General features: G+C 61.6%; 22 protein-coding genes and 1 tRNA gene. 8 read left to right on the top strand and 15 right to left on the bottom strand.

The genetic code is table 11. From position 1 onward, the window contains the following. Window positions 1-6 precede the first annotated feature (6 nt). The gene (locus JL2886_RS00065; protein WP_237028473.1) at window positions 7-447 is read left to right on the top strand and encodes a cytochrome c-type biogenesis protein; all 441 of its coding nucleotides are present in this window, start codon (window positions 7-9) and stop codon (window positions 445-447) included. Between the two features lie 114 nt (window positions 448-561). After that, entirely contained in the window at window positions 562-1,338 is a 777-nt protein-coding gene (locus JL2886_RS00070) for an enoyl-CoA hydratase-related protein (protein WP_065270149.1), read from the top strand. A gap of 64 nt (window positions 1,339-1,402) precedes the next feature. Here JL2886_RS00070 and JL2886_RS00075 read toward each other — a convergent pair whose 3' ends face one another. From JL2886_RS00075 to gltX, 3 genes are all read right to left on the bottom strand, one after another. Further along, the gene (locus JL2886_RS00075) at window positions 1,403-2,275 is read right to left on the bottom strand and encodes a calcium-binding protein (RefSeq protein WP_065270150.1); all 873 of its coding nucleotides are present in this window, start codon (window positions 2,273-2,275) and stop codon (window positions 1,403-1,405) included. A 252-nt stretch (window positions 2,276-2,527) separates the two neighbouring features. Then, entirely contained in the window at window positions 2,528-3,823 is a 1,296-nt protein-coding gene (gene gltA / locus JL2886_RS00080; RefSeq protein WP_065270151.1) for a citrate synthase, read from the bottom strand. A gap of 128 nt (window positions 3,824-3,951) precedes the next feature. After that, window positions 3,952-5,352 (bottom strand): glutamate--tRNA ligase, encoded by a 1,401-nt coding sequence (gene gltX, locus JL2886_RS00085; protein ID WP_065270152.1) that lies wholly within the window; start codon window positions 5,350-5,352, stop codon window positions 3,952-3,954. 79 nt (window positions 5,353-5,431) lie between these two features. On the opposite strand from gltX, the gene JL2886_RS00090 reads away from it, so the two are divergent. Further along, a complete protein-coding gene (locus tag JL2886_RS00090; protein WP_065270153.1) occupies window positions 5,432-7,444 on the top strand; it encodes a ComEC/Rec2 family competence protein in 2,013 nt (670 codons plus the stop codon). Window positions 7,445-7,545: 101 nt separating this feature from the next. On the opposite strand, the gene lexA is transcribed toward JL2886_RS00090, so the two are convergent. The 7 genes from lexA to JL2886_RS00125 form a co-directional block, all read right to left on the bottom strand. Further along, entirely contained in the window at window positions 7,546-8,238 is a 693-nt protein-coding gene (lexA, locus tag JL2886_RS00095; RefSeq protein ID WP_065270154.1) for a transcriptional repressor LexA, read from the bottom strand. Window positions 8,239-8,467: 229 nt separating this feature from the next. Next, window positions 8,468-9,646, bottom strand: coding sequence for a gephyrin-like molybdotransferase Glp (glp, locus tag JL2886_RS00100; protein WP_065270155.1), 1,179 nt, complete (start codon window positions 9,644-9,646; stop codon window positions 8,468-8,470). Continuing rightward, window positions 9,647-10,117, bottom strand: coding sequence for a cyclic pyranopterin monophosphate synthase MoaC (gene moaC / locus JL2886_RS00105; RefSeq protein ID WP_065270156.1), 471 nt, complete (start codon window positions 10,115-10,117; stop codon window positions 9,647-9,649). It lies immediately after the preceding gene. After that, window positions 10,117-10,929: an indole-3-glycerol phosphate synthase TrpC gene (trpC, locus tag JL2886_RS00110; RefSeq protein ID WP_065273444.1), complete on the bottom strand. Its 813-nt coding sequence runs from the start codon at window positions 10,927-10,929 to the stop codon at window positions 10,117-10,119. Before trpC ends, moaC begins: the two co-directional genes overlap by 1 nt. 14 nt (window positions 10,930-10,943) lie before the next feature. Beyond that, complete coding sequence (locus JL2886_RS00115; protein ID WP_065270157.1) at window positions 10,944-11,594, bottom strand: uracil-DNA glycosylase; 651 nt, start codon at window positions 11,592-11,594, stop codon at window positions 10,944-10,946. After that, window positions 11,594-12,616 (bottom strand): anthranilate phosphoribosyltransferase, encoded by a 1,023-nt coding sequence (gene trpD, locus JL2886_RS00120; protein ID WP_065270158.1) that lies wholly within the window; start codon window positions 12,614-12,616, stop codon window positions 11,594-11,596. Before trpD ends, JL2886_RS00115 begins: the two co-directional genes overlap by 1 nt. Continuing rightward, window positions 12,613-13,194 (bottom strand): anthranilate synthase component II, encoded by a 582-nt coding sequence (locus JL2886_RS00125; RefSeq protein ID WP_065270159.1) that lies wholly within the window; start codon window positions 13,192-13,194, stop codon window positions 12,613-12,615. Before JL2886_RS00125 ends, trpD begins: the two co-directional genes overlap by 4 nt. A 194-nt stretch (window positions 13,195-13,388) precedes the next feature. Here JL2886_RS00125 and JL2886_RS00130 point away from each other — a divergent pair, with 194 nt between their 5' ends. Further along, complete coding sequence (locus JL2886_RS00130; RefSeq protein ID WP_065270160.1) at window positions 13,389-14,945, top strand: polysaccharide deacteylase family 2 protein; 1,557 nt, start codon at window positions 13,389-13,391, stop codon at window positions 14,943-14,945. A gap of 82 nt (window positions 14,946-15,027) precedes the next feature. On the opposite strand, the gene trpE is transcribed toward JL2886_RS00130, so the two are convergent. The 5 genes from trpE to fabI form a co-directional block, all read right to left on the bottom strand. Beyond that, complete coding sequence (gene trpE / locus JL2886_RS00135; RefSeq protein ID WP_065270161.1) at window positions 15,028-16,539, bottom strand: anthranilate synthase component I; 1,512 nt, start codon at window positions 16,537-16,539, stop codon at window positions 15,028-15,030. 30 nt (window positions 16,540-16,569) lie between these two features. Further along, window positions 16,570-18,414, bottom strand: coding sequence for a peptidylprolyl isomerase (locus JL2886_RS00140; RefSeq protein ID WP_065270162.1), 1,845 nt, complete (start codon window positions 18,412-18,414; stop codon window positions 16,570-16,572). A gap of 156 nt (window positions 18,415-18,570) precedes the next feature. Then, window positions 18,571-19,746 carry an aminotransferase gene (locus JL2886_RS00145; protein WP_065270163.1) on the bottom strand — a complete coding sequence of 392 codons (1,176 nt, stop codon included), beginning with the start codon at window positions 19,744-19,746 and terminating at the stop codon, window positions 18,571-18,573. Window positions 19,747-19,915: 169 nt separating this feature from the next. Next, entirely contained in the window at window positions 19,916-20,419 is a 504-nt protein-coding gene (gene gpt, locus JL2886_RS00150) for a xanthine phosphoribosyltransferase (RefSeq protein WP_065270164.1), read from the bottom strand. 157 nt (window positions 20,420-20,576) lie between these two features. Continuing rightward, window positions 20,577-21,380, bottom strand: coding sequence for an enoyl-ACP reductase FabI (fabI, locus tag JL2886_RS00155; RefSeq protein ID WP_065270165.1), 804 nt, complete (start codon window positions 21,378-21,380; stop codon window positions 20,577-20,579). A 222-nt stretch (window positions 21,381-21,602) separates the two neighbouring features. Here fabI and pdxH point away from each other — a divergent pair, with 222 nt between their 5' ends. From pdxH to JL2886_RS00175, 4 genes are all read left to right on the top strand, one after another. Continuing rightward, window positions 21,603-22,208 carry a pyridoxamine 5'-phosphate oxidase gene (pdxH, locus tag JL2886_RS00160; RefSeq protein WP_065270166.1) on the top strand — a complete coding sequence of 202 codons (606 nt, stop codon included), beginning with the start codon at window positions 21,603-21,605 and terminating at the stop codon, window positions 22,206-22,208. Window positions 22,209-22,326: 118 nt separating this feature from the next. After that, entirely contained in the window at window positions 22,327-22,872 is a 546-nt protein-coding gene (locus JL2886_RS00165) for a cold-shock protein (protein WP_065270167.1), read from the top strand. Between the two features lie 4 nt (window positions 22,873-22,876). Continuing rightward, a complete protein-coding gene (locus JL2886_RS00170) occupies window positions 22,877-23,365 on the top strand; it encodes a DUF192 domain-containing protein (RefSeq protein WP_065270168.1) in 489 nt (162 codons plus the stop codon). 43 nt (window positions 23,366-23,408) lie between these two features. After that, window positions 23,409-23,485: transfer RNA gene (locus tag JL2886_RS00175), tRNA-Pro, on the top strand. Window positions 23,486-23,741 lie beyond the last annotated feature (256 nt).

Raw genomic sequence — 23,741 nt, forward strand, 5'->3', positions numbered from 1 at the left:
ACCCTCATGGGGGCGATCGCGCTGCCTGCGACGCCTGTACTGGCTGTCCAGCCGGATGAGGTCCTGTCCGATCCGGTTTTGGAGGGACGCGCGCGCGAATTGTCCAAGGACCTGCGCTGCCTTGTCTGCCGCAACGAGAATATCGATGAATCCAACGCCGATCTGGCGCGGGATCTGCGGCTTCTGGTGCGCGAGCGCCTGGTGGCCGGGGACAGCGATACCGAGGTGATCGATTTCGTGGTCGACCGCTACGGTGAATACGTGCTGCTGCGGCCCACCACCACGGGAGCGAACTGGCTGCTTTGGGCGGCGGGTCCGCTGATGCTGTTGCTGGCCCTTGGTCTTGGCGCCGGGTATCTGCGTGGACGGGCCAGGGCGCCCGGAACAGCAGAGGCCGGGCTGAGCCCCGAGGAAGAAGACCGGCTGCGGAAAATTATGGACGAGTGACGCCGGGTCCGGCTTTTCGACCGCAATGCTTTACGCCACCATGGCTGAAATCACATCCGCTCTGCGGCGCCACTGGCCCGCGGGGATCCGAGAGAAGACAGACGAGGCCCTCTGATGGACTATAAAGAAATCCAATATTCGCTTGAAAACGGATTGGCGATCCTGACGCTGAACCGCCCGTCCAAGATGAACGCGCTGACTGGTCAGATGCGGGCCGAATTGACCCATGCCCTGAAACAGGCCGCGAGTGAGGCGCGCGCGGTGGTGCTGACCGGCGCTGGCAGCGCTTTCTGCTCGGGGCAGGATCTGAGCGATGCCTCCGGCTCTGGCGATCTGGATCTGGAGCGGACGTTGCGCGACGAATATACGCCGATGCTTGAGGCGCTTTATGATTGCCCGGTTCCGACCATGGCGGCGGTCAACGGTCCTGTGGCCGGGGCAGGGGCCAATCTGGCGCTGGCAGCCGATGTGGTAATCGCGACCGAGAGCGCCTATTTCCTGCAGGCCTTTGCCCGGATCGGCCTGATGCCCGATGCTGGTGGGACCTGGTTCCTGCCGCGCCAGATGGGGCTGGCCAAGGCAATGGGCGCGGCCCTGTTCGCTGACAAGATCACGGCCAAGCAGGCCAGCGACTGGGGCATGATCTGGGAAGCGGTGCCGGATGCAGAGTTCGACGCCCATTGGCGGGCGCGGGCTGCCTATCTGGCCGAGGGGCCGACCAAGGCCTTTGGCACCATCAAGACCGCGATGCGCGGCAGCTATGATAAAAGCCTGCCCGAACAGCTGTCGATTGAGGCGCAGCTGCAGGGCGAATGCGGCAAGACCCGCGATTTCCTGGAAGGCGTAACTGCCTTCATGGAAAAACGCCCAGCCAAGTTCGAAGGGCGCTGAAGACAGCCTTATGCAAAAGGAAGCCCCCGCCGGTTATTCCGGCGGGGGTTTTTCATTTCAGTTATCAGATCGTAGGTCTCGCGCTAGCGCCATCGGCAAACAGCCGGATATGGCGGTCTGGATCGAACTGTCCATCCTGATCCAGAACCCGCAGGACCTCGACCCCGTCTGCCAGGACGATAGCATCGCTGCCCCCATCCTCATTCTCTTGATTGAAGACAGAGAACCGCGGTGGTGGGCCGTCTTCGGGATTGAAACCGTAGACGATCTGATCCTCGCCCGGCTCGAAATCAGTAATGGTGGCAGCCTCGGTGGTTTCCAGCCAACGACCGGCGAAAAATTCATCCGCGCCGTCGCCGCCAGTCACGGTATCATCGCGGCCAAAGAGGATAAGATCATCCCCGGCGCCGCCATTCACGGCATCGCCACCGGTATCGACATCGGCCCGGATGGCGCCGGAGGGATGCAGATCAAAACGGCTGACCCATAGGACGTCATCGCCTTCTCCCCCGTTGATGGTGTCGCTCCCTTGACCCTCAATGACTCCGTCATTTCCCTGACCACCAAATATGGTGTCATTGCCTTCGGCACCGGTCAGCAGATCGTTGCCGTCGCCGCCGGAGACCAAATCGTTGCCAAAGCCTCCCATCAACGTGTCACTGCCACTATCGCCAAACAGACGATCATTTCCCCCACGACCGTCGATTTCGTCATTTCCGGAGCGTCCCGCGATGGATTCACCTGCGTTAGTGCCTGTAAGCGAGTCATCCCCGCTGCTGCCTTCGATCAATTCGCCCGGTGGGGTCGTGTTACCATTTCCTGGGGGGGAGGGCAGATCGCTGAGATCGTCATCGGGCAGGTTATCTCCATCATCGCTGGAGTCCATGATCAGCCCGGCAAAAAGGCCAAGAGAAACAAGCGCGAAAAGAGCAATCATAGGGTCGTCCTGAAATTGTTTAATACAACTTATAGAAAATTAACCCCGAGAGGTGAGTGAGTCAATTTTTAATAGAAAACAAACTTTTACCACCGTTTCCCTACGGGCGACAATGCGTATGTGGGCGCCCGAAATTCGCCGGAGCAGGAGTTTTTTCGCCTTTGCACGCAAAGGCCGGAGGTGACCGCCACGCCCAAAAAAACGCCCCGCACCCAGAAGGTGCGAGGCGTCCAATCAAGGCTGATATGCCGATCAGCGGTTCTCGATATCCACGTAATCGCGGGCGGTTTCGCCGAGGTACAGCTGACGCGGGCGACCGATTTTGTTCTGTGGGTCTGCGATCATCTCTTTCCACTGCGAGATCCAGCCGACGGTGCGCGACAGCGCGAAGATCGGCGTGAACATCGAGGTCGGGAAGCCCATCGCCTCCAGGATGATGCCCGAGTAGAAGTCGACGTTCGGGAACAGTTTCTTCTCGATGAAGTAGGGGTCGTTGAGCGCGGTCTGTTCCAGCTCCTTGGCAACCTGCAGCAGCGGGTTGTCTTCGACGCCGAGCAGTTCCAGAACCTCATCCGCGGACTGTTTCAAAACCTTGGCGCGCGGGTCGGTGTTTTTGTACACGCGGTGACCAAAGCCCATTAGGCGGAACGGATCGTTCTTGTCCTTGGCGCGGGCGATGAATTCGGGGATCTTGTCGACGGTGCCGATTTCTTTCAGCATCTCGAGGCAAGCCTGGTTGGCGCCGCCATGGGCAGGACCCCAGAGGCAGGCGATACCAGCCGCGATACAGGCGAACGGGTTTGCACCGGAAGAGGACGCCAGACGCACGGTCGAGGTCGAAGCGTTCTGTTCGTGGTCCGCGTGCAGGATAAAGATCCGGTCCATGGCGCGGGCGAGGATCGGGTCGACGTGGTATTCTTCGGCCGGGACCGAGAAACACATGTGCAGGAAGTTCGCGGCGTAATCCAGATCGTTGCGCGGATAGACGAAGGGCTGACCGATCGAATATTTATAGGCCATCGCGGCGATGGTCGGCAGTTTTGCGATCAGGCGGATCGAGGCGACCTCGCGCTGCCACGGATCGGCGATATCGGTGGAGTCGTGGTAGAAGGCGGACATCGCGCCAACCACACCAACCAGGGTCGCCATCGGGTGCGCATCGCGGCGGAAACCACGGAAGAAGTTGTGCATCTGCTCGTGCACCATGGTGTGACGGGTCACACGCGCTTCGAAATCTTCCAGCTGAGCAGCGGTCGGCAGCTCACCGTAAAGCAGCAGGTAGCAGACTTCGAGGTGGTGCGAATTGGCTGCAAGTTGGTCGATCGGGTAGCCACGGTGCAGCAGCTCGCCCTTGCCACCATCGATGAAGGTGATGGTGCTGTCGCAGCTTGCGGTTGAGGTGAAGCCCGGATCGTACGTGAAGACACCGGCCTGCGCGTAGAGTTTGCGGATGTCGAGAACATCGGGCCCGGCTGTCGGAGAGAAGATGGGAAGCTCGTAAGTTTCGCCATTCAGGCTGAGCTGGGCTGTCTTATTGGTATCGGTCATAGATGTCCCTTCCTGTTACAGGCACGAAAACCCGGAGAAATCCGGGCTTCGTGCAGGCAGCACCTGCGCGTGGACTGCGCAGGTGAGGTCGTATCGAAGCAGACTTACCCAAGGGTTAAGAGGCGGGATCAGCCTGCAGCGTCGGTCAAACGGGCCAATGTTTCCTCACGGCCCAAAATCAGCATCATATCGAACACCGAAGGCGTTACCGCCCGGCCTGCCAGGGCCGCTCTCAGCGGGCCGGCCAGCTTACCGAACTTGGTATCCTGTGCTTCCGCGAATTGGTTGAGAAGCGCCTCCAGATCGTCACGCGTCCAGCTAGCACTTTGCAACTGCGGCGTCAATTCATTCAGTATACTATCGGATACAGATGCCAGCGCCTTGGCCGCCTTTGCATCCGGTTCGATGGGGCGTGACGTCAGGATAAAATGCGCTTTCTCAAGAAGTTCAGGGAAAGTCTTGGCGCGATCTTTCAGGCAGTACATGGCCCGTTCAAGATCAGTTGACTGAACGTCAGTCAGGGCTGGCTCACCGGCTGCGGCAAGATAGGCTTCGATCTCTTGCCGCAGTGCAGCGTCATCGCTAACGGCGATATGCTGCCCGCAGAGGCTTTCCAGCTTTTTGGTATCGAACCGGGCCGGGCTTTTGCCGATTCCATCCAGATCGAACCATTCGCGTGCTTGCGCGTCGGTGAAGAACTCATCGTCGCCATGGCTCCAGCCGAGACGGGCCAGATAGTTGCGCATGCCAGCCGCGGGATATCCCATGGCCTGATACTCCTGCGCGCCAAGGGCGCCGTGGCGTTTCGACAGTTTCTTGCCGTCGGGGCCATGGATCAGCGGGATGTGCGCCCAGACCGGAATGTCCCAGCCCATCGCCTCGTAGATCATCATCTGACGAGCGGCGTTGTTGAGGTGGTCGTCGCCCCGGATCACATGGGTGACGCCCATGTCGTAATCGTCCACGACCACGGCCAGCATATAAACAGGCGTGCCATCGGACCGCAGCAGAATCATGTCGTCCAACTGGTCGTTCCGGATCGAGACATCGCCCTGCACCTGATCGCGAATAACCGATGTGCCCTCCTGCGGGGCCTTGATGCGCACCACGTAAGGCGCATCCGGATGAGTGGAGGCATCGGCATCGCGCCAGGGCGAGCGGTAGAGCGTCGATTTTCCCTCGGCCCGGGCGGCATCGCGGAAGGCGGCGATCTCTTCCTGGGTGGCAAAGCACTTGTAGGCCTTGCCTTCGGCCAGCAGCTGATGCGCAACCTCGGCGTGGCGGTCGGCGCGTTCGAACTGGCTGATCACATCACCGTCGTGATCCAGGCCCAGCCAGTCCAGCCCCTGCAGGATGGCGGCGGTGGCTTCGGGGGTGGAACGCTCCCGGTCGGTATCTTCGATTCTGAGCAGGAATTTACCGCCGCGTCCGCGCGCATACAGCCAGTTGAACAGCGCGGTGCGGGCACCGCCGATATGCAGAAAGCCGGTGGGCGAGGGGGCGAAACGGGTGACGACCGGTTTGGACATGGAGGTGATTTACCTTTTGGAAACCATAAGAGGAGTAGCGTTTCTGCCTGTCTACCCACCCGAAGGGTCAGGAGCAAGCATGCGTATGATGCCTATCCTGGACCAGCTGCTACAGGTTCAAAGGGGACATCTGCTGGCCTGGGTGCCGGTGTTTCTGGGGCTTGGAATAGGGGTCTTTTTTGCGCTCCCGGTCGAGCCGGAGGCGGTGGCCTATCTTTGCGCTCTGGTTCTTGGTGGAGTGTGTGCTGGTTTCTCTTTGCGGGGCAGCGCCAGCGGATTGCTGGCACGGGCGGTTCTTCTTTGTGTTCTTGGGTTCATGGTTGCGGGGTGGCGGACCCATTCTGTTGCCGCTCCAGTACTCGGCTTTCGCTACTACGGCCCTGTGGAGGGGCGCGTCACCACTATCGACCGCTCCGCGCGCGATATGCTGCGTCTTACGCTGGATCAGGTGCGGCTGAAGCAGGTATCTCCGGGTAGAACACCTGCGCGGGTGCGTGTCTCGGTGCCGGTGGACAGCGGGTTACCCGGTCCCGGCGCAAGGGTGGCCACCACCGCACATCTGATGCCGCCGCAGGGCCCGGCAGAGCCGGGCGGTTTCGACTTCCGGCGCCATGCCTGGTTCTTGCAACTGGGCGCAAATGGCTACACCCGCGTTGCCGTGCTGACGTTTGACCCCGGCCCGCCGGGGCCAACGCTGGCAGGGCTGCGGCGGGATCTGTCTTTGGCGCTGCGCCAGCGGCTGCCCGGTGAGACCGGCGCCATCGCCGCCGCCATCACCACCGGCGACCGCAGCGGTGTCAGTCAGTCAACGTTGCAGGATTTGCGAGCCAGCAATCTGGCGCATTTGCTGGCCATTTCCGGTCTTCATATGGGGCTGGTGGCCGGATTTGTCTTTGCGTCTTTACGGTTTGCCCTGTGCATGGTGCCGCCCATCGCACTGCGACTGAACGTGAAGAAACTGTCAGCGGCTGCGGCCTTGCTGGCGGCGGGGGCATACCTGGCGCTGTCCGGGGGAAATGTCGCGACCGAGCGGGCCTTTATCATGGTGGCGGTGATGTTTGTCGCGGTGCTGCTGGACCGGCGGGCGATATCCTTGCGCGCGGTTGCCATTGCTGCGGTTCTGGTTCTGTTGCGGCGCCCGGAGACGCTGCTCAGCCCCGGTTTCCAGATGAGCTTTGCTGCCACGGCCGCGCTGGTGGGGGTGTTTGGTTGGGTTCGGGATGGCGGTCTTACCCTCGGGCCAAAATGGCTGCGCCCTGTGGCCGCCTTGGTTTTGTCCTCGCTGGTGGCTGGGCTGGCCACGGCGCCCTTTGGCGCGGCGCATTTCAACACCCTGTCGCACTATGGGCTGCTGGCCAACCTGCTCGCGGTGCCGGTGATGGGCCTTGTTGTGGTGCCCGCCGCAGTTCTGTCCTTTTGCCTGCTGCCCCTCGGTTTGGAGGGCTTCGGCCTGGCGGTGATGGGGGCGGGCATTGACTGGATCCTGACCGTCGCCCGCGCGGTTGCGGAGCTGCCGGGAGCAGAGGGCACGGTGATGCAGCCGGGGCAGTGGGTGTTGCCGTTGCTTTCGGTCGGCGGGCTGTTCCTGCTGATCTGGCAGGGGCGTTTGCGCCTTCTCGGGGTGATGCCGATTGCCCTGGCCTTCGCGCTTTGGTCGCAAGACACGCGGCCGCTGGCGTTGATTTCATCGAATGGCGGCTTGGTCGGGGTAATGGGGCCAGAGGGCCGGGCCTTGTCCCGCAGCGAGGGGCAGGGCTTTGCGGCGCGGGTCTGGCTGGAAAATGACGGTGATCCCGTCAGACAGGCCATTGCCGCAAACCGCTGGCGGTCTCAGGGCAACGACCCGAGCCTTCGCCGCGTCAGGATTGGCCCCTACAGTCTGGTGCATGCGGTAGGCAGCAGGGCAGCGGAGCGTTTAACCTCATGTGCCGAGAGGGAGATTCTGGTGTCGACGGTCGATCTGAAGCCGGAGGGCGGCTGCATCGTTTTGGGGCTACAGCAATTACGGCGTATGGGCAGTATTGCGATCGATCAGCAAGGTAAATTGACCACGGCAAGGGACCTGTCAGGGCAGCGCATCTGGACCCGCTAGGGCCATTGACCGCGATTGGTAAGGCTCATCCGAACCGGGCCGGTGTCCGCCGCATACGACAACTGGCCGACACTCCGCACACCAAACAGCGGTGCGGGCGGTCAGTAGCTGCGGATCAAGCCAACCAGCCGCCCTTGTACCTCGATCTGATCGGAGGGGTAGGCGCGGGTTTCATAAGCTGGGTTGGCGGCCTCCAGTTCAATCGCGCCGTTGCGGCGATAGATCTTTTTCAGCGTGGCTTCATGCCCCTGAACCAAGGCGACCACGATGTCGCCATCGTCCGCCGTGTCGGTTTCGCGGATCACCACGATATCGCCGTTGTTGATCCCCGCGTCGATCATCGAGTCGCCGCGCACCTCAAGGGCGTAGTGGCTGCCGGATGAGGTCAGCATCGAACTGGGCACAGTCACCTTGCTGGCCATCTGGCTGATTGCCTCGATCGGTACACCTGCAGCGATGCGCCCCATGACGGGCAAGTCCATTGCGGAGCCAATCGCTCGGTCGGTGTTGGCCGCAGCCGGTCCCGCATCTGCACTGGCGGAGCGATCCGTGCCCGTTTCGGTGGATCCGCCGCTGATACTGTCAGGGAGACGCAGGATTTCGATGGCGCGAGCGCGATGGGCCAGGCGGCGGATGAAACCCCGTTCTTCCAAAGCAGTGATCAGGCGGTGGATGCCGGATTTCGACCGCAAATCCAGTGCGATCTTCATTTCATCAAAGCTGGGCGGAACACCGTCCTTTTGCAGACGTGTGTGAATGAATTCCAACAAATCCAATTGCTTCTTGGTCAGCATGTCCGCCCCTCTGCGCCCTATGACGCTTTGCCATGTTTCCCTTTGTTCTAGTCATGTTCCCGTTTTGTGTCAACGGACCCCATGCGAATTTCCCGGTGGCGTTGTGGCGACGCACCGAACGGTCGGGGTATCACAAGGGGCAAAGGGGCATGTGGCGCGCGGGCATACCGCAAGAGCGATCAACCTGAGAGACGGTTGGGATACGGCAGCCGTCCCGGCGCCGGAAACATCAGATCAAGCGCAGATAGGACATTGTTTCGCCGATCTCGCGGGGCGGATCATGCGGCGGGCGGATCAACAGGGCGTCGGCCTCTGCCAGTACCGTCAGCAGCGCACTGTCCTGCCGCTCGAACGCGCGGATCTGGCCGTCCTCCGTCAGGGTGGCGCGCATGTAATGCTCTCTCGGACCGTTCTGTCCCAGTGGTGCCGCCAGCGGCGCGGAGAGAATAACCTCTTGCAAGGGCGGCAGCCCCAGCATCGCCCGCACCATCGGTGCCAGGAAGATATGGCCGCAGACCATGGCCGACACTGGATTACCTGGCAGTCCGGCCATGGCAGAGGTGTCAAGGCGGCCAGCCATCAGCGGTTTGCCGGGGCGCATCGCCACCTTGTAGAAACTCCGCTCCATGCCAAGGTCGGCGGCAACCTCGCCAACCAGATCATGATCGCCAACCGAGGCGCCACCAATGGTGACGATCAGATCAGCGCCCTCGGCCAGCGAAAAGGCGGTGCGCAGAGAGCTGTGGGTGTCCCGCGCGATGGGCAGGATCCGGACCTGTGCGCCCAAACCCTCCAGCATTGCCTTCAATCCAAATGTGTTGGAGGCGATGATCTGATCCGGTCCAGGAGTGCCGCCGGGCATCACCAATTCATCCCCGGTGGAGATCAGGGCGATATCGGGTTTGCGGGCAACGGGGACCTCGGCAATATTCATCGCAGCGAGAAGGGCGATGTCAGATGGTGTCAGCAGCCGCGGCGCCGAGATGGTCTGGCCGTTTTTGAAATCACCACCGCGCGGGCGAACGTTGGGATTGTCGCCAGGCGCGTCGGTAATGGTGATCAGGGTACCTTTTGCGGTGACGTCTTCCTGAATGACGACGAAATCGGCTCCGTCGGGGATCGGTGCGCCGGTGAAGATACGCACCGCCTGACCCGCGCCGACGGTGCCGTCAAATCCGTGGCCGGCGGCGGCTTCGCCGATCACCTTGAACATGGCGTGAAGTTCGACCTCGGCAGATTTTACCGCGTACCCGTCCATCGCCGATGCGGCAAAGGGCGGTTGATCCCGGCGGGCGGCGACGTCGTCGGCCAGAACCCGGCCCGCAGCCTCAGCGAGAGGGACCAGTTCGGTTCCAAGCGGGGAAACCAGCTCCAGAAGATGCACGCGTGCCTCGCTAACTGAGATCATTTAAGCCTCGTACCGTCCTGATTTTCCGCCATCTTTCAGCGTAACGCGGATGCCGCCGATTTCCATCGCCTTGTCCACGGCCTTGGCCATGTCATAGACGGTAAGCGCCGCAGTCGACACTGCGGTCAGGGCTTCCATCTCGACGCCGGTCTGGCCGGTAGTCTTGACGGTGCCTTCGATGCGCACGCCCGGAAGATCGGGGTCCAGGGTCAGCTCAACCGCGACCTTGGTCACCGGCAGCGGATGGCAGAGCGGGATCAGCTCGGGTGTTTTCTTGGCGCCCATGATCCCGGCCAGCCGGGCCACGCTCAGCACATCGCCCTTTTTTGCGCGGCCTTCGGAAATGATATCAAAGGTTTCCCGGGCCATGGTGATGTGGCCTTCGGCGGTGGCGATGCGCGCGGTCACTGCCTTGTCCGAGACATCGACCATGTGGGCGTCACCCTTGCCGTCAAAATGCGTCAGCGGCATCACATCGCTCCCGGTGTCAGGGGATTGGCGAGCAGGTGGCGGGTTGCGGAGGCCACGTCCTCCTGACGCATCAGGGATTCCCCGATCAGGAAGTTGCGGGCGCCATAGCGGGCCATGTCCGACAGATCCTGCGGCGTGAACAAGCCGCTTTCGCAGACGATGGTGCGATCTGCCGGAACCATGCGCGACAGCTCACGCGTGGTGTCCAGAGTGGTCTCGAAGGTCTTGAGATTGCGGTTGTTTATCCCCATCAGGGGCGACTTCAGCGCGCAGGCGCGCTCGAGTTCTTCGGCATCATGCACCTCCAGAAGAACATCCATGCCCCATTCGGTGGCGCAGTCTTCCAGCTCGGCCGCCTGCGCGTCGCTAACGGAGGCAAGGATAATCAGGATGCAATCGGCGCCAAGCGCGCGTGCCTCGGCCACCTGATAGGTATCATACATGAAATCCTTGCGCAGCGCGGGCAGGCTGCAGGCATCACGTGCCTCGGTCAAAAAGGATTTGGCGCCCTGAAAGCTGGGCGTATCGGTCAGTACGGACAGGCAGGTGGCGCCGCCCTGTTCATAAGCCTCTGCCAGCGCCACGGGGTCGAAATCCTCGCGGATCAATCCCTTGGAGGGGCTGGCTTTCTTGATTTCGGCGATCAGACCGTAGCCTTCGCGGCTCGCCCCAAGCAGCGCATTTGCAAATCCGCGCACCGGAGACGCGTTGCGAGCCATGGCTTCGACCTCGGTCAGCGGCACGGCGGCCTTGTCGGCGGCGACTTCCTCCAGCTTGTAGGCCTTGATCTTGTCGAGCACGTTTTCTGTCATCGCGTTGCCTCCAGTCAGCTGGCCCAGTCGATGGGCGCTTCGCCGCGCGCGCGCAGCCATGTGTTTATTGCCGAAAACGGCCGGGATCCGAAGAAGCCGCGCCGCGCCGAAAGCGGCGAGGGATGCGCGGTCTTCAGGATCAGGTGATCGCCCGGATTCAGGTGTTTTTCAAGCCTTTGTGCCTGTTTTCCCCAAAACACATAGGCCGTGGGGCGCTGCGATGTGCGCTGCAGCACCTCTTCGATCAGGGATAGCCATCCCAGATCCTTGTGCCCGTTCGCGGCGCCTGCCGGTACGCTGAGCGCGGTATTGAGAAGCAGCACCCCTTGCCGCGCCCAGCTGCGCAGGTCACCGGTGGCGGGTGTAGCACCAATATCGCTCTGCAACTCCTTGAAAATATTGCCAAGGGATCGGGGCAGGGGCGCGACATCCGGTTCCACGGAAAAGGCCAACCCATGGGCGTGGCCGGGGGTCGGATAGGGATCCTGCCCCAGAATGACCACACGGGTGTCTGCAGGTTGGGTCAGCTCCAGCGCAGCAAAACGCTGCGCCGCAGGGGGCAGAACCGGCTGCGTTTCTGCCGCCAGCGCAGTCTCTATTGTGGGCCAGTCACGCTGAAAAAACGGCAGGTCGGACCAGGCGCCAAGACCACCAGGCAAGGGCATCAGTTGCCCCCGGAGGTGATCCGCGCAACGGTTGCGATCTTGTCCCGTGCAGCGCCGCTGTCGATGCTGTGGGCCGCCTTGGCGACGCCTTCGCGCAGGTCTTCGGCGTCTCCGGCGACCACCAGCGCGGCGGCGCTGTTGAGCAGGACGGCATCGCGATAGGCCGAAGGCTGCCCGTCCAGCAGCGCCCGGAAGGCGATCGCGTTCTCTTCCGGCGTGCCCCCGATGATATCCTCGAACGGGTGGACAGGCAGACCCGCGTCCTCGGGGTGCAGTTCCACATCGCGGATGCTGCCGTCTTCTTCCAGCGCGGAGACCCAGCTAACGCCGGTAATGGTCAGTTCGTCGGTGCCATCCGAGCCATGCACCAGCCAGGCCCGTTCAGAGCCAAGCTGCCCAAGTGTTTCCGCCATGGGACGGATCAGATCGCGGGAGAAAGCCCCGGTCAGCTGGCGTTTAACGCCCGCAGGGTTGGTGAGCGGGCCGAGGATGTTGAAGATCGTTCGGGTGCCAAGCTCCTGCCGGGTGGGCATGACATGGGCGATCGCAGGGTGGTGCATGGGGGCCATCATGAAGCCAATTCCGGCCTCTTTCAGTGACTTTTCAACCACTTCTGCGCTGACCATAACCTGAATGCCCATCTGCCCCAGCGCATCTGCCGCTCCGGATTTTGAGCTGAGGTTGCGGTTGCCGTGTTTGGCGACAACCGTGCCTGCACCAGCGACCACGAATGCGGTCGCGGTCGAGATATTGAGCGTGCCCTTGCCGTCACCGCCAGTGCCGACGATGTCGATAGCGCCCTCGGGCGCCTTCACCGGATTGCATTTTGACCGCATCACGGCAGCGGCAGCAGCATATTCATCGACAGTTTCGCCGCGGGTACGCAGGGCCATCAGCAACCCGCCCATCTGGCTGGGGGTCGCTTCGCCTTCGAACAGCAGCTTGAATGCCTGCTCCGCCTCGGCCCGTGTCAGCGGGCGGTCGGCTGCGGCGTCGATCAGCGGCTTCATCTGGTCGCTCATGCGGGCACCTTCATTTCATTCAGGAAGTTCTTCAGCAGGGTATGGCCGTGCTCGGAGGCAATGGATTCCGGGTGGAATTGCACCCCGTGGATCGGCAGCTCCCGGTGTTGCAGCCCCATGATGGTGCCGTCTTCGAGCTCTGCCGTGATCTCAAGGCAGTCGGGCAGGCTGTCGCGATCCACCACCAGCGAATGATAGCGCGTCGCCTGGAACGGAGAGGGCACCCCGGCAAAGACGCCTTTGCCCTGATGATGCACTGCGCCCATCTTGCCATGCACGATTTCGTGGCAGCGCACGACCTTGCCGCCAAAGGCCTGTCCGATGGTTTGGTGGCCAAGGCAGACGCCCAGCAGCGGAATACCGGCCTCTGCCGCAGCAAGGGTCAGCGGTAGGCAGATCCCGGCCTGATCCGGATCGCAGGGGCCGGGGCTCAGCAGGATCCCGGCGGGGCGCAGGGCCAGAGCGGCCTCGACATCCAGCGCGTCGTTGCGGCGTACTTCCATCGAAGCCCCCAACTCGCCCAGATAATGCACAAGGTTGTAGGTAAAGGAATCGTAGTTGTCGATCAGCAGCAACATCTTGGCAGGCTCTTTTATGGGTGGCGGGCAGGGCTTGCGCCGCAGTATAGTTGTTGCGACATACATGTTCAGGCTTGCAAGGCAGCGTCAAGAGCGCGGCGCGTTTTTGAAGGCTCGGCGGGGCAGTGGCGACAGGGTGCCGCCCCGCTGGTCCTGATGGCCAGGCCGGACACAAGGATAAAGGGCGAGCGGGCATGCGTGGCTTTCTGGGAGGCGTGAGTATCGGAGCTTTGGTGGCGGTGTGCGGCGCTGCCATGTGGTCGTTGTCGACCCCGCTGCCGCGGCAGGTCGACGTCAGCGCCACGGGACCGGAAAAGGCCACTGTGCCTCAATCGGGCGCGCTGGCGCCCATAGAGACGCCGCAACCCGACGCCGATCTGGTCGAGGCCGCGCCGGTAGCACCTGAAACGGCGCCTGCGGATGACCTCAATGACCTGACCTCTCTGGATACCGAACCGGCTGCCCGTCCCGAAGTCGGACCCGCGGGTGATGTGCGCGGCTCTGGCGATGCCGATCTGCCGGATGTGCCAGAGGCCCCGTCCGAGGCGGAAACAGCTGCTGGCGGGGCTGAGCCTGCAATGTTGCCCGAAACAGCAGAGAGCGACGACGGTGTCGAGGTGTCCATGACCCCGGCGCCGACACCCGAGGCGCCGGACACCACCGCAGAGGTGGGTCAGAGCCCGACTGACAGCCCGGCGCCTGGCACTGCGCCTGAAATGACGGCGCCGCAGGGCGCGCCCGAGACGGTTCAGCTTGAGCAAGGCGCTGCGGTGCCGGTGCCGGAGCTGGGCAGCGCCCCGGATCCGACCGCGCCGCCCGTGATTGCCTTTTCCAACCCCGAACCCGCGCCTGAGCAGCCTGAGGTCGTCGAGGCGGAGCCGGAAGAAGACATGGCGCCCGCCGAGGAGGCCGAGACGGAAGATGCACCGGAAAATGGTCGGATCGCCGCGCTGCCAACCGCAGACGGAAGCCGCGCGTCGCAATCGCCGCAGATCGGAACCCGCGTGGTGCCGCTGACCGAACGCGACAGCGAGGAGACCGCTGCGGCGGGCGGCGAAACCACGCAGCAACCGTTTGATGCCTATTCCGAACCCTTCGCTGGCAGCGATGGGCGGCCCTTGATGTCGATTGTCCTCATCGATGATGAGACATCCGTTGGCGCTGAGGCATTGGTCGATTTTCCCTATCCGCTGAGCTTTGCTATCGATCCCGAAGATCCCAGGGCGACTGAGAAAATGGCCGCGCGCCGGGCCGCGGGCTTTGAGGTGCTGATCCTGTCGGATCTGCCGCGCGAAGCCATGCCACAGGACGCGGAGACTGCGATGGAGGTCTGGCTGGACCGGGTGCCGCAGGCACTGGGAATTCTGGAAGGCGTGGAGACAGGCGTGCAGGGCAACAGGCCGCTGGCGGATCAGGTGTCCGATGTGGCGCGGACCGGGGGATACGGGCTGGTGCTGCAGAACAGCGGCCTTAATACCGTGCAGAAACTGGCGCTGCGCGACGGCGTGCCGTCCGGCGTGGTGTTCCGGGATTTCGATGGCGCCGGTCAGAACCCGCGTGCCATTCGCCGCTTTCTGGATCAGGCGGCCTTCCGGGCCGGTCAGGAAGGCGCAGTGATCATGCTGGGGCGTTTGCAGCCAGATACGATTTCAGCACTGTTGCTGTGGGGGCTGCAGGACCGGGCCAGCCGAGTGGCGCTGGCGCCGGTTTCGGCTAGTCTGCGCGCCAATCTGGCTGCAACGGCAGAATAACCCGTAATAGACACGCACGGGGCAGAGCCCAGGGGCACGGGGTTGCTTATGCGTCCCCGCGCCCCGGAGCGCTTTGATGTTATCAGCTGTTGCGGCTGCCGGTGAAACGCGCAGCATCCGCAGCAGCGCGGCGGATCGCGTTCGATTTATGCACGGTTTCCTGATACTCGGCCTCGGGATCGCTGTCATAGACCACACCGCCACCGGCCTGAATATAGAGCGTCTGATCCTGCACGATGGCCGTGCGCAGGGCGATACACATATCCATGTCGCCCCCGGCCGAGAAATAGCCGACGCCGCCGCCGTATACGCCGCGTTTTTCTGGCTCCAACTCGTCGATGATTTCCATCGCGCGTACCTTTGGCGCGCCGGACACCGTGCCCGCCGGCATGCCCGCAAAAAACGCATCCAGCGCGTCCTTGTCCTCGTCCAGCTCACCCACCACGTTCGATACGATATGCATCACGTGGCTGTAGCGTTCGATGATGAACTTTTCCGTCGGGCGCACAGTGCCGATCTTTGATACGCGGCCCGTATCGTTGCGGCCCAGATCCAGCAGCATTAGGTGTTCTGCCAGCTCTTTCTTGTCGGCCAGAAGATCGGCCTCCAGCGCCTTGTCCTCTTCCGGTGTTGCGCCGCGCGGGCGGGTGCCTGCGATGGGGCGGATGGTGACCTCTTTGCCAAAGACACGGACCAGAATTTCGGGGCTGGCGCCAATCACCTGAAAGCCACCGAAGTTGAAATAGAACATGAAGGGCGACGGGTTGGTTCGCCGCAAAGAGCGGTAAAGCGAGAACGGCGGCAGCGGGAAGTCCTGCTTCCAGCGCTGCGCCGGAACCACCTGAAAGATGTCGCCGGCCCGGATGTATTCCTTGGCCTTTTCCACCGCTTCCATGTAGCCGGATTTGCTGAAGTTGCTGACCGGCGGGGCCACCTCGTGCGCATCGCCAAGATCGCGGGTTTCGGCGGGCATGGCGCGCTCCAGGTCGCGCACCGCGTCCATCACCCGTTCGGCGGCCTGCGCATAGGCGGCCTTGGCCGATTTCCCGTCTCCGGTCCAGGCCGGGGAGACCACGGTCACCTCGCCTTTGACGCCATCCAGAACCGCGACCACCGAAGGGCGCATCATCACCGCGTCGGGCAGGCCAAGGGGGTCGGGGTTGACGTCCGGCAGATGTTCGATCAGCCGGACCATGTCATAGCCAAGATAGCCGAACAGCCCGGCCGCGGCCTGCGGCAGGTCGTCGGGCAGGTCGATGCGGCTTTCGGCGAGAAGCGCGCGCAGGTTGTCCAACGGCGCACCCGGCTGCGCTTCGAAACCCTCGGGATCAAAGCGGGCCGAGCGGTTGATTTCGGATGTCGTGCCGCGGCAGCGCCAGACCAGATCGGGTTTCATGCCGATGATCGAGTAACGGCCGCGCACCTCGCCACCGGTCACCGATTCCAGCATGAAGGCGTCCTTCTGGGCGCCCGTCAGCTTGAGCATCAGCGACACGGGCGTGTCGAGGTCAGCCGCCAGCCGAGTATAGACCAGCTGGTTCTCTCCCGCCTCATAGGCGGCGGCGAAAGTGTCGAAATCCGGGGTCAGAGCCATCGTCAGGTGCCTTGATTGATCTATGCGCGCTTATTGGAAATTGGCCTGAACCGCGTTCAGGGCCTGTTGGTCAACACGCGGTGCGGCGCGCAGCTGTGCGTCCTGCGCGAAGGCTTCGAACAGCGCCTGCGACAATGCCTGATCCAGCTGGGTCTGCATCGCGCTGGCCAGCATCTGCATTTCCTCGCTGGTGTCCTCGGCAGGCAGAACCTCGTCCAGGCGCAGCACCACGGTGGAGCCTTCACCGGACACGGTGCGCAGCTCGCCCGGGTTCATTTCGAAGACCTCGATCATCATCTCGACCGGGGTGGTGTCGATATAGGCGGTGCGGGTTTGCGCCGTCTCGGTCTGCACGTCGTAGCCTTCGGGGAAGGCTCCGTCTGCCTCGGTCTGTTTCAGCAGATCCTGTGCCAGGTTGTTTACGGCCTCTGCTGTCCGGTTTTCGTTCCAGGCGGCAAGTACCTTGTCCCGAGCGTCTTCGAAGGGCTCGGGGCGCGGGGGCAGGACTTCGTCGAGCCGCAGGGCAAAGAGGCTACCATCCTCAAGGAAGGCGACCGAGGGGAAATCATCAACCGTCACGGCCTCTGCGGCCTCGCGGAATCCGTCATATGCGGCGATGCCTTCGGCGTTGAGCCCGGTCCAGCCGAGGGTGCCAATCTGCATGTCTGTCTGATCCGGCAGTTCTTCCAGCGTGACGCCACCAGCGAGCATGTCCTCGATGGATTCGGCTTGCTGCTCAATCACTCGGCGGGCGCGGTCTGCGGCCAATTCGGCGCGCAGCTCGGCTTCGGCCTCTTCAAAGCTGGTTTCGCGGGCTTCGAGGCGGCCGTTCACCCGGTAGAGCGCGGGGCCAAGATCCGACGGCAGCGGGCCAACAACATCGCCGACCTCTGCAGCAAATACTTCAGCGCCTGCATTCGAGAGGTCAGCTTCGGTCACATCGCCCATATCCACGTCCGACAGGGCCAGACCGCGATCCTGCACCAGGACCTCAAAAGTCGTGCCGCTCACGTCAAGCTGCGCCTTGGCGCTTGCGGCACTGTCATTGTCCGCAAAGACAAGGCGTTCCACCAGACGGCGTTCCGGGATCAGGTATTGATCGGCGCGATCTTCATAAAGGCCACGCAGCGCCTCCTGATCGACCTCAACGGTGTCAAGCAGCATGTTGGGGCTGAGATGCGCGTAGGTCAGGGATTTGGTTTCCGGCAGGGTGAAAGCCGCGATATTGTCGTCATAGAAGGCACGCAGCGCAGTGTCATCGGGCATCTCCTGCGTCAGGAGCACATCGTCGGGTGACAGTTGCACGTAGGAAAAGCTGCGGCGTTCGCCGATATAGGACACCAGCGTGTCACTCATCACTTCGGGCATCTTGGTGCCGGACATGATGGCGCCCTGGACCAGCGTGCGTGAGGCCTCGCGGCGAAGATCGTCTTCGAACTCGGCTTCGGTGAAACCGGCGTTGTCGAGGGTAAAGCGGTAGGTCTCGCGGTCGAACTGGCCGCTGGAGTTCTGGAACGAGGAGACCTTGGTCAGTTCGGACAGCAGGTTTTCATCCCCGATGGAGATGCCCAGCTTGCTGACCTCATTGTCAATGGCGGCGAGGGTGATCAGTCGCCCGAGCACAACCTGATCCAAACCCATTGCGGTCAGCTGCGACATCGGCATTGCCTGACCGGTCTGGGCCTGCATGGCGCGTTGTTCGCGCTGCAACTCGCGCACATAGGCGTCGACGGTGACTTCTTCGTCGCCCACCAAGGCAACCGCGCTCATCGAGCCGGTGAAATTGACCGCACCAAAACCGGCAAGGCCGACGATCAGCATCCCCATCAGGATCCAAACAAAGGTTCTGGAAAGATTTTTCATGCCTGCGGCCATTGTGCCCTCATTCGTACCTGTTGCCCGCTCCCTTTGCGCCGGATGGGCGCTGCGGGCAGGGTGCCTGTGTCATAATCGTGTTCTGCATACGCTGCCGCCCGTACAGGAGCAAGATCTTGTGCCGGGCTTGTTGGTTTCGGATGGCGCAGCGTAGCGTTAGGGGTGAAACGCGCAAAGCCGGTCGAACAGGGAGACGATCCCGGCCCGGTCGACATTGGCAAAGGCGATGCGGAATTGCTTGCTGCCTGCCGGATCGCCTTCGGGCATGAACATCGTGCCCGGCAGCATCAGGATCGACGCGTCCTGCACCAGCTTTTTGGCCAGCTCGGACGAGGCTTCCTCGAAGGGGTGTTCCACATAAGCGAAATAGGCACCGCAGCCCAACAGCTTCCATCCCTTCTCGGCAAGTCGGGGGAATTCCTCTTCGATCGCCGCCTTGCGGTCCAGAATTTCCAGCCGTTCCCCCGCGAGCCAGGACTGGAGGTTTTCAAGTCCCCAATGCGCGCCGATCTGTCCAAGCTGTGCAGGACAGATCGTTATCGTATCGAGAAACTTCTCCATTTCGAACAATTTCTCTTCAGAACTCGCGATCGCTCCAACCCGGTGACCTGTCAGCCGATAGGCCTTGGAGAAGGAGTACAGATGGATCAGAGTCTCGTCCCAGTTCGGCGTCTGGAACAGGTCGTGCGGCGCCCCTTCGCGGCTGTCAAAGTCGCGGTAGGTTTCATCCAGAATCAGTGCCAGCCCATGTTTGCGGGCCAGATCAAAGAAGGCCTGCACGAGGCCCGAGGGGTATTCGGCGCCAGTGGGATTGTTGGGGGTGACAAGCGTGATGGCCCGCGTCTTGGGTGTGATCAACTGGGCCGCGGCCTGCGGATCCGGCATCATATCAGCACCTACGGGCAGCGGAACCGCTGTGACACCTGCCATATCGAGGCACATTTTGTGATTGAAATACCAAGGCACCGGGATGATCACCTCGTCCCCTTCGCCGCAAAGGGCGGCGATGGCAGCGGCAAAGGCCTGATTGCAGCCAGAGGTAATACCGACCTGCGCTGCGCCAACGGTGCCGTCATAATGCTCCGAGATCTGTGCTGCCAGTGCTGCACGCAGCTCGCTGCGGCCCAAAACGGCGCCATATAGATGCGCGTCGGTTTCATTCAGGGCCGCATCGGCGATGGCCTGCCGCAAGCCCGTGGGCGGCGGATCTGCCGGGGCGGCCTGACTGACGTTGATCAGGGGGCGCGACGGCGGAAAAGTGACCCCTTCGGTCCAGCGCCTGGACTCGACGATCGGAGAACAAAAGGTCGCTTCGGTGCGGGAGATATGCATGCAGTCAATCCTGTTGTCGCAAGGCCCTGCCAGGGCAGGCGTATTCGGGCCTTATCTGTGGCACGCCCTCGCGGCAGGCTCAAGAAAAAGCGCGCCTCCAACAGGGGCGCGCATTCATGGTGTTTTGAAAATCGGCTGCGGTCCGTCCCGCGCACGGGGCGGGGCGGCGTCAGTCCTTGCCGCGATAGGGCTCGACGTATTGCAGCGCCATATCCCAGGGGAAGAAGATCCAGGTATCCTGGCTGACCTCGGTGATGAAGGTGTCCACCATCGGGCGGCCCTTGGGTTTGGCATAGACCGTGGCAAAATGCGCCTTGGGGTACATCTGGCGGACCAGTTCCAGGGTTTTGCCGCTGTCGACCAGATCATCGATGATCAGGATACCTTCGCCATCACCCATCAGCTCGGCGTCGGGTGCTTTCAGCACCACGGCCTCACCCTGGTCCTGGTGGTGGTAGGATTTCACCGAGATCGTATCGACGGTGCGGATGTCCAGCTCGCGGCTGACGATCATCGCGGGGGCCATGCCGCCACGGGTGATCGCGACCACGGCACGCCATGCGCCACCGTCAGGTCCCTGACCGTCCAGCCGCCAGGCCAGCGCGCGGCTGTCCCGGTGGATCTGATCCCAGCTGATGTGAAACCCTTTTTCGTGCGGCAGGCGGTCGGTCATCTTGCGATTTGCTCCGGCAATTGTAGCGTCTGATGCGGTGTCATGTGCCGGGCTGCAAAGCAGGCACGATACCAGTGTTGGTCTGACGAGTGCGTCGTTGATATAGCCCCGGGCGCACCATTCAAAATAAAAACAGCACAGGCCCGGGGCAGTTCGTTTATTTGGTAATGTCGGGCGCGTCCACAGCTTTCATGCCGACAACGTGATAACCAGCATCCACGTGCAGATTTTCCCCGGTCACGCCCGATCCGAGGTCCGACAAAAGATACAAAGCGGATTTACCGACGTCCTCGGTTGTAACATTTCGCCGCAGCGGCGAATTGTATTCGTTCCATTTCATAATGTAGCGGAAGTCGCCAATTCCGCTGGCGGCCAGCGTTTTGATCGGACCGGCGGAAATCGCATTTACGCGAATGCCGTCTTTTCCAAGATCTTCGGCCAGATATTTGACCGATGCTTCGAGCGCGGCCTTGGCAACGCCCATCACATTGTAGTGAGGCATAACCTGCTCGGCACCATAGTATGTCAGGGTAAGCATTGAGCCGCCCTCGGACATCAGTTTCTCGGCGCGGCGGGCAACAGCCGTAAAAGAGTAGACCGAGATATCCATGGTCATCTGGAAATTGTCACGGCTGGTATCGACGTAGCGGCCGCGTAGTTCGTTTTTGTCAGAAAAACCAATGGCGTGTACGACAAAGTCCAGCTTACCCCATTCTTTTTCGAGGCTCTCAAATAGGGCGTCGATCGAGGTTTCGTCGGATACATCGCAGGGCAGAACGATGGTGCTGTTCAGCTGTTCGGCGAGCGGGCCAACGCGCTTTTTTAGGGCTTCACCCTGGTAAGAAAAGGCAAGTTCGGCACCGGCATCGGCGCAGGCCTTGGCGATCCCCCATGCGATGGATTTGTCGTTGGCCAGGCCCATGATAAGGCCACGTTTGCCGGACAGCAGTTGACTGGGCATGCAGGTTCTCCGCCTGTAAAATATGAACTGAAGGACCTTTAATATGCTCGGGCCGCTGCATCAAGAGAGTACCGGTTGAGGCGCATTGTCAGTTTTGCGGCCCGTTTTGGATGTCGGCCTGCATGGCCGCACATATTTATACGCATAAATCCGCAGCCACCTTGGCTTGTATGCCCAACCAAGGCGGCATAGATTGGCGCGCACAGTTAAGAAGAGGTTTCCATGTCAGAGCGGTCGGGATTATTTGCGGGGGATAACCCCTTTGAACTTGCGCGGGCATGGCTCGCGGAGGCCGAAGAGACTGAGCTCAATGATCCGAATGCGATTGCGCTGTCGACGGTGGATGCTGATGGCATGCCGAATGTCCGCATGGTGCTGCTCAAGGAAATCGAAGATGGCGCTTTTGTCTTCTTCACTAACTACGAAAGCGCCAAAGGGCAGGAGCTGGAGCAGTCCGGCAAGGCCGCCTTCGTGCTACATTGGAAGAGCCTGCGTCGCCAGATCCGTGTCCGTGGTCATGTGACACGCGAAGACGGTCCGCAGGCAGACGAGTATTACCACTCCCGGTCGCTGAAAAGCAGGCTCGGGGCGTGGGCTTCGCGGCAATCGCGCCCATTGCAGAGCCGTTCGGCCCTGATGGCAGAGGTTGCAAAAATCACGGCCACGAAAGGCCCGAACCCGGACCGGCCGCCATTCTGGGGCGGATTTCGCATCGTTCCGAGCGAAATTGAATTCTGGGCAGATGGGGCTTTCAGGCTGCATGACCGATTTGTCTGGCGCCGAAATACGCCGGATGACGAATGGAGTGTGGTGCGGCTAAACCCTTAATGGGTTAAGCATAAAATAGCATTTTCGTGATAATGGGGAATTTTTTTAACTTGAACTCATATGCGAAAATCGCGCATCAAGCATCGAGAAATCAAATACGACGCGGTGGACGAGATAAGTGGCAGACGATCAAAGCAGTCTCAGGCAAATCCAGGGCATAGTGAAGTGGTTTGACCCGACCAAAGGGTATGGCTTCGTTGTGTCCGACGAGGGTGGTCCCGACATCCTGTTGCACGTGAATGTCCTGCGTAACTTCGGGCAGAGCTCGGTGGCGGACGGGTCCAGCGTAACCGTTCTGACCCACGCGACGGAGCGCGGGGTTCAGGCTGTGGAGGTTGTCGCAATCGTGCCTCCGGCCCGGGATGACGCGCCGGTTCTCAGCGATTTTGTCGATATGGATATCGAGGAGCTGAAAACACTTCCGTTGCGCCCGGCGCGTGTGAAGTGGTTCGACAAGGGCAAGGGCTTTGGCTTTGCAAACCTGTTCGGCTACGGAGATGACGTCTTCTTGCACGTCGAGGTGTTGCGCCAGTCGGGTCTTGCTGACCTCCAGCCGGGCGAGGCCATCGCGATGCGATCGATCAGCGGTCGGCGGGGCTGCATGGCGGTCGAGGTCCAGGCCTGGGAAGCGGCCATTTCCGAAACCGCATCCGAAGAAGAATAAGATCATGTCGGTGCGCGCCTCTGGAATTGTCCGCTGGGGTGCCGCCATAATTCTGTGCCTTGGTGCAGGTATTGCACAGGCACAGGAGACCTGCGCCCCGGATCGTGTCGATCTTCGCGGCGATTGGGGGCAGGCGTCCTTCTCTGTTGAGATTGCCGATACTGTCGACAGCCGTTCAATGGGGCTGATGCACCGGGAGGACCTGCCGCGCGGGGCGGGGATGCTGTTTGTTTACGAGCACCCCCAAAGGGCGGCTTTCTGGATGAAGAACACGCTGATCCCTCTTGATATCATTTTCCTCGATGAAACCGGCGTGGTGACGTCGGTGCATTCCAATGCCATTCCCCATGATCTGACCCCCATTCCAGGCGGCGACCGGGTGTTTGCGGTGCTGGAAATCAATGGTGGTTTGGCGCGCCGATATGGCATTGGGCCGGGCACCCAGATGCGGCACGAAGTTTTTTCTTCTAATGCGTCTGTTTGGCCCTGTTAGGGCTTTTCAAATCCGTTTCACACCGCTAGGAAAGCGCACGGTCCGGGGCGTGGCGCAGTCTGGTAGCGCACCTGTTTTGGGTACAGGGGGTCGTGAGTTCGAATCTCGCCGCCCCGACCACTTTCCACTTATAAAAATCCCAGCTCTGATCGGTTTGGCCCGGTCAGGGTGACGTCCTTTGGCGGTCAAGTCTAAGGCGAGCGTGCAAGCAGCCAGATTCGCTGAAAGGGCGATCAGGGGCCCAGGTCTCACTTAGATGTGATCGGGGCGATGGTTAGAATCGCGCAAAATGTGACCCCGAAATGTTGGTGGCTACCAAATCTTGTGTTAACCGATTATTAACCATGTGACGCGAACTGGCGCCACCTGCAGCTGG

Source organism: Phaeobacter gallaeciensis, from assembly GCF_001678945.1.
GTDB lineage: Bacteria > Pseudomonadota > Alphaproteobacteria > Rhodobacterales > Rhodobacteraceae > Phycobacter > Phycobacter gallaeciensis_A.